Origin of the sequence: Comamonas sp. w2-DMI (assembly GCF_040187735.1) — a bacterium.
Classification (GTDB): Bacteria; Pseudomonadota; Gammaproteobacteria; order Burkholderiales; family Burkholderiaceae_C; genus Comamonas; species Comamonas terrae.
Window position 1 is genome coordinate 172,847 of sequence record NZ_JBANEL010000007.1, and the last position, 14,000, is coordinate 186,846.

Annotated in this window: 12 protein-coding genes; 3 read left to right on the forward strand and 9 right to left on the reverse strand. The window is 68.7% G+C overall.

The genetic code is table 11. The annotated features are described in order from the left end of the window. Positions 1 to 146 precede the first annotated feature (146 nt). Positions 147 to 2,498: a cytochrome P450/oxidoreductase gene (locus V8Z74_RS09975; RefSeq protein WP_349709066.1), complete on the forward strand. Its 2,352-nt coding sequence runs from the start codon at positions 147 to 149 to the stop codon at positions 2,496 to 2,498. 15 nt (positions 2,499 to 2,513) lie between these two features. On the opposite strand, the gene V8Z74_RS09980 is transcribed toward V8Z74_RS09975, so the two are convergent. Beyond that, positions 2,514 to 4,364 carry a methyl-accepting chemotaxis protein gene (locus V8Z74_RS09980; protein ID WP_349709067.1) on the reverse strand — a complete coding sequence of 617 codons (1,851 nt, stop codon included), beginning with the start codon at positions 4,362 to 4,364 and terminating at the stop codon, positions 2,514 to 2,516. A 158-nt stretch (positions 4,365 to 4,522) separates the two neighbouring features. Here V8Z74_RS09980 and V8Z74_RS09985 point away from each other — a divergent pair, with 158 nt between their 5' ends. Beyond that, a complete protein-coding gene (locus tag V8Z74_RS09985; protein ID WP_349709068.1) occupies positions 4,523 to 5,641 on the forward strand; it encodes a 3-deoxy-7-phosphoheptulonate synthase in 1,119 nt (372 codons plus the stop codon). 105 nt (positions 5,642 to 5,746) lie between these two features. Here the strand turns inward: V8Z74_RS09985 and V8Z74_RS09990 are convergent, their stop codons facing one another. Together V8Z74_RS09990 and V8Z74_RS09995 are read right to left on the reverse strand one after the other, a co-directional pair. Continuing rightward, the gene (locus V8Z74_RS09990) at positions 5,747 to 6,256 is read right to left on the reverse strand and encodes a GNAT family N-acetyltransferase (protein WP_349709069.1); all 510 of its coding nucleotides are present in this window, start codon (positions 6,254 to 6,256) and stop codon (positions 5,747 to 5,749) included. Positions 6,257 to 6,878: 622 nt separating this feature from the next. Then, entirely contained in the window at positions 6,879 to 7,199 is a 321-nt protein-coding gene (locus V8Z74_RS09995; protein WP_066475500.1) for a DMT family transporter, read from the reverse strand. 273 nt (positions 7,200 to 7,472) lie between these two features. Here V8Z74_RS09995 and fos point away from each other — a divergent pair, with 273 nt between their 5' ends. After that, positions 7,473 to 7,883, forward strand: a complete 411-nt coding sequence (fos, locus tag V8Z74_RS10000; protein WP_349709071.1) for a fosfomycin resistance glutathione transferase — start codon at positions 7,473 to 7,475, stop codon at positions 7,881 to 7,883. On the opposite strand, the gene V8Z74_RS10005 is transcribed toward fos, so the two are convergent. The 6 genes from V8Z74_RS10005 to V8Z74_RS10030 form a co-directional block, all read right to left on the reverse strand. After that, on the reverse strand, positions 7,874 to 8,380 hold the full coding sequence (locus V8Z74_RS10005) for a putative toxin-antitoxin system toxin component, PIN family (RefSeq protein WP_349709072.1): 507 nt from the start codon (positions 8,378 to 8,380) through the stop codon (positions 7,874 to 7,876). The genes fos and V8Z74_RS10005 overlap by 10 nt on opposite strands. Then, positions 8,377 to 9,666, reverse strand: coding sequence for a THUMP domain-containing class I SAM-dependent RNA methyltransferase (locus tag V8Z74_RS10010; RefSeq protein WP_349709074.1), 1,290 nt, complete (start codon positions 9,664 to 9,666; stop codon positions 8,377 to 8,379). The genes V8Z74_RS10005 and V8Z74_RS10010 overlap by 4 nt, the downstream gene beginning before the upstream one ends. Before the next feature lie 157 nt (positions 9,667 to 9,823). After that, the gene (gene rbsD / locus V8Z74_RS10015; protein WP_349709076.1) at positions 9,824 to 10,219 is read right to left on the reverse strand and encodes a D-ribose pyranase; all 396 of its coding nucleotides are present in this window, start codon (positions 10,217 to 10,219) and stop codon (positions 9,824 to 9,826) included. Beyond that, the gene (locus tag V8Z74_RS10020; protein ID WP_349709077.1) at positions 10,216 to 11,241 is read right to left on the reverse strand and encodes a ribokinase; all 1,026 of its coding nucleotides are present in this window, start codon (positions 11,239 to 11,241) and stop codon (positions 10,216 to 10,218) included. Before V8Z74_RS10020 ends, rbsD begins: the two co-directional genes overlap by 4 nt. 143 nt (positions 11,242 to 11,384) lie before the next feature. Continuing rightward, positions 11,385 to 12,377 carry an ABC transporter permease gene (locus V8Z74_RS10025; RefSeq protein WP_349709078.1) on the reverse strand — a complete coding sequence of 331 codons (993 nt, stop codon included), beginning with the start codon at positions 12,375 to 12,377 and terminating at the stop codon, positions 11,385 to 11,387. Continuing rightward, positions 12,374 to 13,993 carry a sugar ABC transporter ATP-binding protein gene (locus tag V8Z74_RS10030; protein WP_502879500.1) on the reverse strand — a complete coding sequence of 540 codons (1,620 nt, stop codon included), beginning with the start codon at positions 13,991 to 13,993 and terminating at the stop codon, positions 12,374 to 12,376. The genes V8Z74_RS10025 and V8Z74_RS10030 overlap by 4 nt, the downstream gene beginning before the upstream one ends. Between the last annotated feature and the right edge of the window lie 7 nt (positions 13,994 to 14,000).

The following is a 14,000-nucleotide window of genomic DNA, read 5'->3' on the forward strand; positions in this document are numbered from 1 at the left end:
GCCTTGGCGGCCCCGCCGCTTCCCCCTCTCTCGCTGCGCGGGAGGGGGACGACGCCCTCGCTGCGGGGCGGCCCTTGCTCGGCGCCCCTGAGTCGGGACATGCCTAGTCCAGACGCAGCGCCATGGACTATTGACCCGTCTCCACTATGAACGCTTCTGCCGCAAAGACTTGCCCCATAGACCACAGCCAGTTCACCCGGCCTTCGGGCCAGACCGGCCCCACGGGCTGCCCGGTGAGCCACGGCGCCGCCGCCTTCGACCCCTTCAGCGACGGCTACCAGCAGGACCCGCCGGAATACGTGCGCTGGGCGCGCGAGCAGGAGCCCGTGTTCTACAGCCCGCAGCTGGGCTACTGGGTGGTCACGCGCTTCGACGACATCAAGGCCATCTTCCGCGACAACATCACCTTCAGCCCGTCGATCGCGCTGGAGAAGATCACGCCCACGGGCGAGGAGGCCAACGCCGTGCTGGCCTCGTACGGCTTTGCGCTCAACCGCACCCTGGTCAACGAGGACGAGCCGGCCCACATGCCGCGCCGCCGTGCGCTGATGGAGCCGTTCACGCCCGAGCAGCTCAAGCACCACGAGCCCATGGTGCGCCAGCTGGCCCGCGAATACGTGGACCGCTTCATCGACGACGGCCGCGCCGACCTCGTGGACCAGATGCTGTGGGAAGTGCCGCTCACCGTGGCCATGCATTTCCTGGGCGTGCCCGAGGACGACATGGACACGCTGCGCAAATACAGCATCGCCCACACCGTCAACACCTGGGGCCGTCCCAAGCCCGAGGAGCAGGTGGCCGTGGCCCATGCCGTGGGCAACTTCTGGCAGTACGCGGGCAAGGTGCTGGACAAGATGCGCGCCAACCCCGAGGCCGACGGCTGGATGCAGTACGGCATCCGCAAGCAGAAGGAGCTGCCCGAGGTCGTCACCGACTCCTACCTGCACTCCATGATGATGGCCGGCATCGTCGCGGCCCACGAGACCACGGCCAATGCCACGGCCAACGCCGTCAAGCTGCTGCTGCAGCATCCCGAAGCCTGGCAGGCCATCTGCCGCGATCCTTCGCTGATTCCGGGCGCGGTGGAGGAATGCCTGCGCCACAACGGCTCGGTCGCCGCCTGGCGGCGACTGGCTACCAAGGATGTGGTGGTCGGCGGCCAGCCCATTCCCGCGGGCTCCAGGCTGCTCATCGTGACCTCGTCGGCCAACCACGACGAAGGGCATTTCGTCGATGCCGACTTCTTCGACATAGAGCGCGACAACGCCAGCGACCACCTGACCTTCGGCTACGGCTCGCACCAGTGCATGGGCAAGAACCTGGCACGCATGGAGATGCAGATCTTCCTGGAGGAATTCACGCGCCGCCTGCCCCACATGCGGCTGGCCGAGCAGGAGTTCAGCTACGTGCCCAACACCTCGTTCCGCGGCCCCGAGCACCTGTGGGTGGAATGGGACCCGGCGCAGAACCCCGAGCGCACGAATCCCGCGCTGCTGCAGCAACGCCAGCCCGTGCGCATCGGCGAGTCCTCGCATGGCCAGACCAGCCGCAGCATGCGGGTGGACAGCGTGGAGGCGATCGCCGAGGACGTGCTGCGCGTGCGCCTGGCGGCCGCCGACGGCCGCCAGCTGCCGCGCTGGACGCCGGGCTCGCACATCGACCTGCAATGCGGCGATACGGGTATCTCGCGCCAGTATTCGCTGTGCGGCGATCCGCAGCAGGCCGGCACCTACGAGATCGCCGTGCTGCGCGAGGAGCACAGCCGCGGCGGCTCGGCCTGGGTGCACAGCCGGCTCCAGCCCGGCATGCAGGTGCAGGTGCGCGGCCCGCGCAACCACTTCGTGCTCGACGAAGCCGCCCGGCACCTGATCCTGGTGGCCGGCGGCATAGGCATCACGCCCATCGCCGCGATGGCCGCGCGCGCCAAGGCGCTGGGCATTCCGTACGAAATCCACTACAGCGCCAGGCAGCGCAAGCGCATGGCGCTATTGGAATCATTGCAGGCACTGCATGGCGAGCGCCTGCACGTCTATGCCGGCGAGGAAGGCCGGCGCGCCGACTACGGCGCGCTGCTGGCCGCCGTGCGCCCCGGCGCGCAGATCTATGCCTGCGGCCCGCAGCGCATGCTCGACGGCCTGGAGCAGGCCAGCCGCCACTGGCCCGAGGACAGCCTGCGCGTGGAGCATTTCTCCACCACGCTGGGCGCGCTGGACCCGAGCAAGGAACACGGCTTCGAGGTCGAGCTGCGCGAATCGGGCATCACGCTGCAGGTGCGCAGCGACCAGACCCTGCTCGACGCGCTGCGCGGCGCCAACATCGACATCGAGAGCGACTGCCGCGAAGGCCTGTGCGGATCGTGCGAGGTGCCGGTGCTCGCAGGCGATGTGGACCACCGCGACATGGTGCTCACGCGCAGCGAGCGCGCGGCCTGCACCAAGATGATGAGCTGCTGCTCGCGCGCCAGGACGAAGGACGCAAAGATCGTGCTGGGGCTGTAGCCCCGGCATCCGCCTTCAGTCCGCCAGCGCGGGCTCGGGCAGGCTGCGATGCCGGCCTGCCCCCGCATCGTGGGACTGCAGCTTGAAGCCGGCCACCACTTCGGCCAGTTGGTGCGCCTGCTGCTGCAGCGACTGCGCGGCCGCCGTGGCCTGCTCCACCAGCGCGGCGTTCTGCTGCGTGCTCTGATCCATTTGCGTGACGGCGCTGCCGACTTCGGCAATGCCCCGGCTCTGCTCCTGGCTGGCATTGCTGATCTCGGCAACGATGGCCGTGACGCGGTTGACGCTCTCGACCACGCCCTGCATGGTGGTGCCGGCTTCATGCACCAGGCGGCTGCCGGTGCTGACCTGGCTCACGGAATCGTCGATCAGCGCCTTGATCTCCTTGGCGGCCTCGGCCGAACGCTGCGCCAGCTGGCGCACCTCGGCGGCCACCACGGCAAAGCCGCGGCCCTGCTCGCCGGCGCGCGCGGCCTCCACGGCCGCGTTGAGCGCCAGGATGTTGGTCTGGAAGGCAATGCCGTCGATGACCTGGATGATGTCCACGATGCGGCGCGCCGAGGATTCGATGCCGCCCATGGTCTGTACCACCTGGCCCACCACGGCACCGCCCTGCGTGGCCACTTCGGAGGCATTGCCCGCGAGTTCGCTGGCCTGGCGCGCGCTGGCCGCGTTCTGCTGCACGGTGGCGGTCAGCTGCTCCATCGCGGCGGCGGTCTCCTCAAGCGAGCTGGCCTGCTGCTCGGTTCGCGAGGACAGGTCCTGGTTGCCGCTGGCGATCTCGCTGGTGGCGATGCGCACCGATTCCGAGGACTGGCGGATGCGCAGCAACACGGCAGCGATCTTGTCGGTGAAATGGTTGAAGGCCGTGGCGATCTGGGCCAGCTCGTCCTTGCCCGCGGTGTCCAGGCGGCGCGTCAAATCGCCCTCGCCCGAGGCAATATCCTCCAGCGCATCGCGCACGGCAAAGAGGCGGCGCAGCAGGCGGTTCACGCTGGCCGACAGCAGCAGCACCGCCGCCGCCACGCACAGCGCCGCGATCAGCATTTCCATCTGCAGCAGCTTGTTCGCCGCGGCCGTGGCCTCGGCCTTGTCCACGGCCACGCCCAGCAGCCAGGGCGTGCCGTCCACGCGGGCCGCATAGACCAGCTGCGTTGCGCCATCCACGTCCACCTCGGCGCTGCCGCCGTCCTGCGCCAGCTTCTGCAGCAGGGCTGCATCGAGCTGCGCCGCGATGGCGGTGGAAGGCTTCATGACCAGTTCCGCCTTCGCATAGGCCAGGATGTTGGACTGCCCGTCCAGCAAAAACGCAAAACTCTTACCCGTGGCATGGATGGCGTTGACCTTGCGCGTGACGGTGTCCAGGTGCATGTCTGTGCCGACCACGGCCGTGTACTGGCCCGCCGGCCCCACGGGCTCGACGAAGCTGATCGTCAGCTTGCCGGTGCTGGCATCGATGTAGGGCGGCGTCACGCCGGGCTTGCCGGCCTGCACGGCCTGCTTGTACCAGGGTCGCTCCGTGCCCACATAGTTCTCTGGCATGGGATGGGCGAACACATGGGCGCCGCTGGCATAGACGAAATAGGTGTCGTCGAAATCGCCGGCCTGCTTGGCCGCCAGCAGGAAGGGCACGGGCTCCGGCTTGCCCACGGCCTGCTGCAACGAGCTGGTGATGCGCTGCTTGTCGCGCACCCACTCGGCAAGGTCGTCCGCATGCAGCCGCGTGAGCTGGCCTATGCGCTCGTTGAGCGACTGCCCGGCACCGCTGCGCACAGAGAAAAAGGTGGAAAGCGCCAAGGCCAGCAGGGAGAGCGTGGTGATGGCGACGCAGATGCCGATGAGGCGTGCGCGCAAAGTGTGGAACATAAAAAGCGACTCCGGATAGGGTACAAAAATTGTGGCGAAGTCGCAGCAAGAAATATGCCGCGATTACGCGGCGTGCACAGGCCTTTTTCACCGCTTCATGGCAGCCGCCAAGGCCCACGGCCACGCTCGGACGGCGGCAGGCGGCGACAATACCGGCCATGACTTCTTCCACGCCCCACAAGGCGGCCCCCGCCGAGCAGCGTCTGCGCACGCTGGACACCACCCGTATCGACGACACCCGCATCAAGGCCGTGCGCCCGCTGCTGACGCCGGCGCTGCTGCAGGAATGGCTGCCCGCGCCCGATGCCGCCCAGCAACTGGTGGAAAGCAGCCGCGCCGCCATCTCGCGCGTGCTGCACGGCCAGGACGACCGCCTCATCGTGGTCGTCGGGCCCTGCTCCATCCACGACCACGACCAGGCCATGGACTATGCGCGCCGGCTCAAGATCCAGGCCGACGCACTGGCCCAGGACCTGCTGGTCGTGATGCGCGTCTACTTCGAGAAGCCGCGCACCACCGTGGGCTGGAAGGGCTATATCAACGACCCCTACCTGGACGGCAGCTTCGCCATCAACGAAGGGCTGGAGCTGGCGCGCCGCCTGCTGCTGGACGTGCTGGCCGAGGGCCTGCCCGTGGGCACGGAGTTCCTGGACCTGCTGAGCCCGCAGTTCATCAGCGACCTGGTCAGCTGGGGCGCCATCGGCGCGCGCACCACCGAGAGCCAGAGCCACCGCCAGCTGGCCAGCGGCCTGTCCTGCCCCGTGGGCTTCAAGAACGGCACGGACGGCGGCGTCAAGGTGGCCAGCGACGCCATCCTCGCGGCCCAGGCCTCGCATGCCTTCATGGGCATGACCAAGATGGGCCAGAGCGCCATCTTCGAGACGCGCGGCAACCAGGACTGCCATGTGATCCTGCGCGGCGGCAAGCAGCCCAACTACGGCGCGGCCGACGTGCAGGCCGCCTGCGAGATGCTGGAAAAGTCCGGCCTGCGCCCGCAGGTGATGATCGACCTCTCGCATGCCAACAGCAGCAAGCAGCACCGCCGCCAGATCGAAGTGGCCGCCGACATCGCGGGCCAGATCGCCGGCGGCGAGGCGCGCATCACCGGCGTGATGATCGAAAGCCACCTGCACGAAGGCCGCCAGGACATCATGCCGGGCCGGGAACTGCAGTACGGCGTGTCGCTGACCGATGCCTGCATCAGCATGGAGCAGACGATTCCCGTGCTGGAACAGCTGGCGGCGGCCGTGCGCCAGCGCCGGGCCGCACGCGCATAACGCGGCCTGCTATCAAAAGCAAGGCTGCCGGCGCTTGCCGGCTGCCTTGTTCAGTGCAGATTCATTTCAAAACCCGGTACCGGCAAGCGCCTGCCGCTTCGGTTTTCATAGCTCCAGCGTCAGCCTCAGCATGTCCTTGTGCTGCACGCCCCGCTCCCACAGCGGCGTGGTGTAGTTGAGCAGGAAGAAGTCGCGCTCGATGTCGGTCACGCGAAAGCCCGCGCGCTGGTAGAACAGCAGCTGGTCGCCAAAGCTGCCCGTTCCCACCTCCAGCTGCCGGACGCCGCGCTCGCGCGTCCAGGCAATGGCGCGCTGCAGCAGGGCCGAGCCTATGCCGTGCTGCTGCCAGGCCGGGGCCACGGCGATATTCATCAGTTCCCAGGCCTGCTGGCCGTCGCCCAGCGGTACCAGCACGCAGACCCCGACCAGCGTGCCTACGCCGCTGGGCGTGAGCTGCTGCGTCAGCCGGGCGGCAAAGCAGGTGGAGCCGGGCAGGTAGCGCCTGACCTTCTCGCGCGATGGATCGGCCAGCAGCAGCAGCGGCCAGGGCGCCTCGGCCGGATTCATGCTCGTCACATGCCAGGCGGGAGAAGCGGAAGCAGGTGCGGAACTCATGCACACCCTTCCGCCAGGAAAGGCCGCAGGCGCACGGGCCGGGCGCAGCCGCCGGGCGGGGCGGCCCTGCCCGCTGCTGCGTCTGCCTGCTGCAAAGCTTGTTCACGCGCCATGTCCACTTTCCGTGCGGACGACATGCCTGAACGCCGCCCGCCTGTTGCTGTTGTCAATGCCCATAGGGTAGCAGCCGGCACCGCCTGCTGCGCAAAACCGCAGCCGCCATGCAAGAACAAGCTTCTCGCCTTCGGCCGTGCCGGCCTGCACCGGCATCACATGCCGGCGCCGTGCAGCCAAATCGATTGTGGTTTATACTTACCTAGGGTTAATACTTAGTTGTTAACCCGAATGAACGGTGTTGAGATGCCCGCCGTTCCCTGCTTGCAGTGCATCTCCGGATTACCAAAGGAACATTCACCATGCGCCAAGCCATTCAATCCCTGATCAGCTTCATCCAGGAAGCCCGCGAATTCCACCTGGAAGTCGCCAACCAGTAAGCAACAACCAGGTTGCTGCAGAAAGAGCCGCTGATGAAGCGGCTTTTTTGTGCCTGCACGACGCCATGTCGGACAGGGAAGCTGGCAGTTCTGGCGGCCCGGCACAGGCCCGGCAGGCAGCCGCCGCATCAGGAGCTGGACGACAGCTTCATCAGCACCAGCCCCGTGACGATCAGCACGGCCGCGCCGATGCGCAGGGGCGTGACCTGCTCGCCCAGCACGGCAATGCCCACCACGAAGGCGCCCACGGCACCGATGCCGGTCCAGATGGTGTAGGCCGTGCCCAGCGGCAGCGAGCGCATGGCCACGGACAGCAGGCCGAAGCTGGCCGCCATGGCCACCAGCGTGATGAGGCTGTACCTGAGATTGCTGAAGCCCTGGGACTGCTTCATGGTGAAGGCCCAGACCACTTCCAGAATGCCGGCGACCAGCAGATAGACCCATGCCATAACAAACTCCCCCGGATGTCGATGGCCAGGCCGTCCCGGCAAGCGCGCAAGTGCATGCGCATGCGTGCGGCATCTGCGATGCCCTGCAGGGCCGTCCCTGCGCACGATGGAAAGACGATGTTAGGCGGTCATGGCGTACCGGACCAAAACCCGCCGGCCGCTGGGTGGTTGGCATGCCACAAGGGCATCGCGCTTCGCGGGCGCCCCCAAAGGGCCTGAATCGCAGGCACACTTGCACGCCATGCACTTGCTGCCACTTTCCATCGGATCCGCATGCTGACCGGTCTGAACCATCTCACCCTGGCCGTGACCGATCTGCCACGCAGCATCTCGTTTTACGCCCGGGTGCTCGCGTTCAGGCTGGATGCGCAGTGGCATGCCGGCGCATACCTTTCACTGGGCGAGCTGTGGCTTTGCCTGAGCCTGGATCCGTCCCGTGCCATGGCCGAGAGGCCGGACTACACGCACTACGCCTTTTCCGTGGTGCAGGACGACTTCCCGGCCTTCGTGGCCCATGCCCGCAGGCATGGCGTCCGGCAATGGAAGGACAACCGCAGCGAAGGCGATTCCTTCTACTTTCTGGATCCGGATGGACACCGGCTGGAGGCCCATGTGGGCTCGCTGGCATCCCGCCTGGCGCGCTGCCGGCAGCAGCCCTACGCAGGCATGGTTTTCTACGACTGACCGGCCGTGGCGACTTCCACCTCGGCCTCTTGCAGCAGCACGATATTGCCCACCGTGGCCCCGTAATGGGTGGCCACGCGCTTGCGCTGCTTGAGCACGGCCCTGTCCTTGCTGACCAGCACGGCGCGGTGCTGGCTGGCCAGGTCGAGGAAATGCTGGTCGTCCGGATCGGTGCAGGTGAAGCGGATCTTGGGCGCCTCGGCCACGTACTCCACGGCGGCGTCGAACGCGGCCAGCACGCCTTCGGCCGTCTTGCCGTAGAAGGCCACGCGCGGCGCGATCTGGCTGTAGTGCAGCACGCGCTCGAGCTCGATGCGCTGGGCCCGGTCGGCAATCCAGCGCAGCTCGCCGCGGGCCACAAGCTCGCGGATCGGCGGCACATGCGGATCGTCGAAGATCAGCAGATCCAGCACCACATTGGTGTCCAGCACCACGGGGCGCGGCAACGGGCCCTCGTAGCCGTCGTTGCACGACGGCCACTTCAAGACGATCTTCATTGCGCGCCGCCTACGGCGGCCGGTGCGTCGCCGTCGCCCTTGCGGGGCTTGACCGCCCCCTTGACCATGTCGAAGCGGAACAGGCGGCATTCGATGGGGCCGTTCCACATGGGCGTGCGGCGCGATTCCTTGAGGCGCATCTTGCCGGGCAGCTTGAGGTCGGGCGTGAGCATCCAGGCGCTCCAGCCGCTGTAGTTCTTTTTCCAGTGCGCGGCCAGCTGGCTGAAGAACTCGCCGCCGTCTTCGGTCTGCGCGGTCTCGCGGCCCGCGCGCTCGACCTGGCCCATGCGCTCGCGGGCATTGCGGCCGGCGCTGCCGGCCGCGGCGATGCGCTCGCCGTAGGGCGGGTTGAGCAGCATCATGCCGGGCTGCCCGCTGGGCGGCATACGCTGCAGCGCGTCGCCGCCACGCAGCTGCACGGTGTCGGCCACGCCCGCGCGTTCGGCATTGCGCTGGGCAAAGTCCACCATGCGAAAGGAGATGTCCGAGCCGTAGATGCCCACCGGGCTTTCGGGCAGGATGCGGCGCTCGGCCTCGTCCAGCATGGCTTCCCACACATGCTTCTGGAACGGCACCAGCTTCTCGAACGCGAAGCTGCGCAAAATGCCGGGCGGAATGCGGCGTGCGATCTGCGCGGCCTCGATCACCACGGTGCCGCTGCCGCAGCAGGGGTCGTACAGCGGCTGGGGCTGAGACCCGTGCGGGTCCCAGCCCGTGGCGGCGATCATGGCAGCGGCCAGGGTTTCCTTGAGCGGCGCGTCGCCCTTGTCCTCGCGCCAGCCGCGCTTGAACAAGGCCTCGCCCGAAGTGTCGATGTAGATCGTGGCTTCGTCGGTGGTCAGGTGCAGGTGCACGCGCACATCCGGGTGGCGGGTCTCGACGCTGGGGCGCTCGTCGCCGCGCTTGGCGCGGAAGCGGTCGGCGATCGCGTCCTTCACGCGCAGGGCGGCGAAGTTGAGGCTGGTCAGCGGGCTGTGCTGGGCCGTGGTCTCGATCTTGAAGGTCTGGCGCGTGGTGAACCAGATCTCCCAGGCCACCTCGCTGGCGGCACGGTACAGGTCGTTCTCGTTGCGGTACAGCGTCTGCGACAGCTGCACCAGCACGCGCTGGGCCAGGCGGCTGTGCAGGTTCAGAAGCATGGCGTCGCGCCACATGGCGCGCACGTGCACGCCGCCGCGCCCGACCATCAGGTCATGGCCCTTGAGGCCGGTGATGGCATGGACCTCGTCGGCCAAAAAGCCCTCGACGCCGGCGGCGCAGGGCAGAAACAGGTGCAATTGGTTCATAGCAGGGCGCCAAGGATACGCGAGACGCCCCGGCCACGGGGCGCGGTGGGCTACTGCGGCAGGGTGAGGACTCAACGCCGGAATGTGACTGAAAACAGCCTCAGGCACCCATGCACCAAGCGCTTGCAGCTCCTTTTTTTTGACAATCCGTCCTCTTTCAGAACGTCACACCGGAGATCAGCATCACATTGGCATACGGCGTGCATTCGCCGGTGCGCACAATGGCCCGGGCCGTGGCGCACTGGCGCTTGAATTCCTCATGCGGGACGACGGCGCCCAGGCTTTGCGCCCATAGGCCGGGCAGCCAGTCCGGCGGCTGCGTGCGGCCGGCCATGGTTTCCTGCGCCAGCACCACGCGCTCGACCTGCATTTCGGCCGCCACGGCCTCCAGCACCTGGGCCAGCGACGGCACGCCGGGGCTCACGGCCAGGTCGATGCGCTCCACGCCGTCCGGAATCGGCAAGCCCGCATCGCAGACCACCAGCTTGTCGCCATGGCCCAGGCGGGCAATGGCCGAGGACAGCGGCGCATTGAGCAACAGGCCCTTCTTCATGCCTTCGCTCCTTCCATGCGGGCTGCGGCAAAGGCCTGTACCTGCGCGCGCAGCGGTATCGAGGGCTGTGCGCCGGCCTTGCCTATGCACAGGCTGGCCGCGTGGATGCCCCAGGAGACGGCATCGGCCAGCGGGCAGCCTTCGGCCAGATGCGTGACCATGGCGCCCAGAAAGGTATCGCCGGCCGCCGTGGTGTCCACCACGGGCACTTCTGGCGCCGGATGGAGGGAGACATGGGGCGTCCCGGCCGGGCCGCCGAGCGCCACCGCGCCCTGGGGCCCCAGCGTGACGACGACCTGGCGCACGCCGCGCGCCAGCAGGCCAAGGCCCGCGCGCGCGGCGGACTCGGGCGTGTCCACGGCTTCGCCGCTCAGCGCCGCCGCCTCGTGCTCGTTGACCACCAGCGTATGGATCAGCGGCCACCAGTGGGCGGGCACCTCGCGCACGGGCGAAGGATTGAGCACCACGCTGCAGCCGGCCGTGCGGGCCGCGAGCAGCGCCTGCTCGACCACGGGCGGCGGCGTCTCGAACTGCAGCACCAGGAAGTCGGCCTGGCCCAGCGCATTGAGCAAGGCCTCCTCGGGCAGCTCCAGCCGCGCATTGGCGCCGGGCACCACGCAGATGCGGTTCTGCCCGCCGGACTCCACCATGATGACCGCCGTGCCCGTGGGCACGCCCTCGTGCACGCTGACGTTGTCCATGTCCACGCCGTCGCCATGCAGGGCCAGCCGCAGCGTGTTGCCATGGTGGTCGCGGCCCACGCAGCCGAACAGCGAGACCTGAGCGCCGTGGCGTGCGCAGGCCACGGCCTGGTTGCCGCCCTTGCCGCCGGGCAGGTAGTGCAGGCCGCTGGCCGCCACGGTTTCGCCTGCGCCGGGCATGCGCTCGAGCGTGAGCACCACGTCCATGTTGAGGCTGCCGACCACGACGATGCGCGCGCCGCCGTGGGGCAGCAGCGCCTTCTGCGCGGCGTCCAGTCCCGCGCTGCGGGGCAAGGCAGAGGATGAAAGCGGGGCCACCATGGTCTGAACTCCTACTGCGACGTTACAAAAGACCGCATGCCATTCTCGCGCACGCGCTGCAAGGACTGGCGCGCACCCTGCCAGAGACGCCCGGCAACGGCCGCCGGGCAGCTGGGCAGCCACTCCGCCTCGATACAGGGGCATCACCCGGACCTGCGCTGGCGCACGGTATCCACGATCACGGCCACCACGATCACCGCGCCGGTGATGATGCGCTTGCTGGGTTCGCTGGCACCGATCTGCGCCAGCCCGGCTTCGAGCACCGCAATGATGAGCACGCCGAAGAAGGTGTTGACCACCGAGCCGCGTCCGCCCATCAGGCTGGTGCCGCCGATCACCACGGCGGCGATCACCTGCAGCTCCATGCCCAGGCCGGCATTGGGATCGGCGGCCTCCAGCCGCGCCGACTGCATCAGCCCGCCCAGGCCGGCCAGCAGTCCCGTGAGGGCGAACACGGCAATGCGTATGGGGCGCGGATCGACGCCGGCCAGGCGCATGGCCTCCTCGTTGGTGCCTATGCCCACCACGTAGCGGCCGAACACCGTGCGGCTGAGCACCAGCTGGCCCACGGCCACCACCAGCAGCGCGATGAAGAACGCGGCCGACAGGCCGCCGACCCACGGCGCGGCCAGGGCCCCCATGGCATCGCCCACATACTGGGTGCGCGAATCGGTGACCAGATAGGCAGCCCCGCGCACGGCTTCCAGCATGCCCAGGGAGACGATGAAGCTGGGCAGCTGCCATGCCACCGCGATGCCGCCCGTGGCCGCGCCGCAGGCCAGCCCCACCAGCAGGCCCAGCGCGGCCGCGCCCCAGGGGCTGAAGTGCCACTGCAGCACGGCCGCCGCGCTGATGGCCGCGCTCAGCGCCAGTACCGAGCCCACGGACAGGTCGATGCCCGCGATGATGAGCACAAAGGTCATGCCCACGGCCATCACGGCCAGCGCCGGGATCTCGTTGGCAATGGACAGCAGCGTCTCGCGCGTGAGGAAGTATTCGGACAGGCTGCCGAACAAGGCCATCATGGCGGCCAGCACCACCAGCAGGCCCAGGTAGGTGCCCAGTTCCTGCCGCCAGGCACTGCGTGGCGCAGGCATATCGCCGGCAGAGCGGCTGGAAGACGTGGATGGATTCATGGCTGCGCCCTCTCCGCCTGCTTGCTTGTTGCGTTCCCGGATCCTTGCTCGCCGGGCGCCGCCTCGCCAAAGGCGGCTTCCAGCAAAGCCTGCGCAGTCCACTGGCCGCGCTCGAAGGTGGCGACGATGCGGCCCTCGTGCATGACGCTGATGCGGTCGCACAGCTCCATGAGCTCGCGCAGGTCGCTGGAGACCACCATCAGTGCCTTGCCCCGGGCCGCCATGGCGTCCAGCTCGGCATACAGGTCGGCGCGCGCGCCCACGTCCACGCCGCGCGTGGGCTCGTCCAGCAGCACCACCGGGCAGTCGCGGTGCAGCCAGCGCGCAAAGATCACCTTCTGCTGGTTGCCGCCGCTCAGGGTGCCCACGGGCTGCTCGGTATCGCGGGCGCGGATGCGCAGGCGCTTGACCATGCGCTGCGCCAGCCCGGACTCGGCCGCCGGGCGCAGCCAGCCGCCCCGGGCCACGGCCTGCATGCCGCTGAGCGAGGTGTTCACGCGGATCGACTGGGGCAGCAGCAGGCCCTGGGCCTTGCGGTCCTCCGTCACCAGCGCAATGCCGGCGCGCATGGCCTGCATGGGGCTGCGCCAGTTGGGCACGGCCTTGCGCGCCGCCGTTCTCGCGCCCTGCGCCATGCCCTCTCCGGTCAGCTCGATGCTGCCGGCCTCGGCCCGGTCCGCGCCATAGAGCAGGCGCAGCAGCTCGGTGCGGCCGGCGCCCACCAGCCCGGCCACCCCCAGCACCTCGCCGGCGCGCAGCTCCACATCCACGCCCTGCACCTGCTTGCCGCGCCGCAGGCCACGAGCACGCAGCAGCACGGGCCCCGCCGTTCGCCGCGGCCGGGCATCCAGCGTCTCCACCGCATGGCCGACCATGCGCTCCACCAGCGCAGGCTCGCTCAGGCCCTGCATGGGCAGCACGTCGACCAGATGTCCGTCGCGCAGCACGGCCACGCGCTCGGCCACGCGCTGCAGCTCTTCCAGCCGGTGCGAGACATAGACCAGGGCCACGCCCCGGGCCTTCATCAGGTCGATCTGCGCGAACAGGTGCTCGATCTCCCTGGACGTGAGCATGGCCGTGGGCTCGTCCAGCACCAGCACCCGGTTGCCGTCGCGCAGATTGCGCGCGATCTCCACCATCTGCTGCAGGCCTATGCCCAGCTGCCCCACGGGCGCCATGGGGTCGATGTGCTCCAGTCCCATCTTGGCCAGCTGCATGCGGGCCTGGGCGGCCAGCGCGCCACGGTCCACCCAGCCCAGGCGCTGGGGCAGGCGATCCAGCAGCAGGTTCTCGGCCACCGTGAGCGTGGGCACCAGGCCCAGCTCCTGCAGCACCATGCGCACGCCCAGGGCTTCGGCCTGGGTGCGCGAGCGCGGCGCAAACGGCTGCCCGTCCAGCGCCATGCGTCCCCGCGTGGGCTCCACCAGGCCGCACAGCATCTTGGCCAGCGTGGACTTGCCAGCGCCGTTCTCACCCGTCAGCGCCAGGCATTCGCCCGCGCGCAGCTCTAGCGTGACGCCATCGAGCACGGTGCTGGGGCCGTAGTCCTTGCCCATGCCCTCCAGCGTCATCGCCACTGCACCGCGCCCGGGCCGAAGATCATTCATCGCAGCCATCTCGGCA

Coding starts and splice junctions, on each gene's coding strand:
- V8Z74_RS09975 (WP_349709066.1), top strand. CDS start 147: ATGAACGCTTCTGCCGCAAAGACTTGCCCCATAGACCACAGCCAGTTC.
- V8Z74_RS09980 (WP_349709067.1), bottom strand. CDS start 4,364: ATGTTCCACACTTTGCGCGCACGCCTCATCGGCATCTGCGTCGCCATC.
- V8Z74_RS09985 (WP_349709068.1), top strand. CDS start 4,523: ATGACTTCTTCCACGCCCCACAAGGCGGCCCCCGCCGAGCAGCGTCTG.
- V8Z74_RS09990 (WP_349709069.1), bottom strand. CDS start 6,256: ATGAGTTCCGCACCTGCTTCCGCTTCTCCCGCCTGGCATGTGACGAGC.
- V8Z74_RS09995 (WP_066475500.1), bottom strand. CDS start 7,199: ATGGCATGGGTCTATCTGCTGGTCGCCGGCATTCTGGAAGTGGTCTGG.
- fos (WP_349709071.1), top strand. CDS start 7,473: ATGCTGACCGGTCTGAACCATCTCACCCTGGCCGTGACCGATCTGCCA.
- V8Z74_RS10005 (WP_349709072.1), bottom strand. CDS start 8,380: ATGAAGATCGTCTTGAAGTGGCCGTCGTGCAACGACGGCTACGAGGGC.
- V8Z74_RS10010 (WP_349709074.1), bottom strand. CDS start 9,666: ATGAACCAATTGCACCTGTTTCTGCCCTGCGCCGCCGGCGTCGAGGGC.
- rbsD (WP_349709076.1), bottom strand. CDS start 10,219: ATGAAGAAGGGCCTGTTGCTCAATGCGCCGCTGTCCTCGGCCATTGCC.
- V8Z74_RS10020 (WP_349709077.1), bottom strand. CDS start 11,241: ATGGTGGCCCCGCTTTCATCCTCTGCCTTGCCCCGCAGCGCGGGACTG.
- V8Z74_RS10025 (WP_349709078.1), bottom strand. CDS start 12,377: ATGAATCCATCCACGTCTTCCAGCCGCTCTGCCGGCGATATGCCTGCG.
- V8Z74_RS10030 (WP_502879500.1), bottom strand. CDS start 13,993: ATGGCTGCGATGAATGATCTTCGGCCCGGGCGCGGTGCAGTGGCGATG.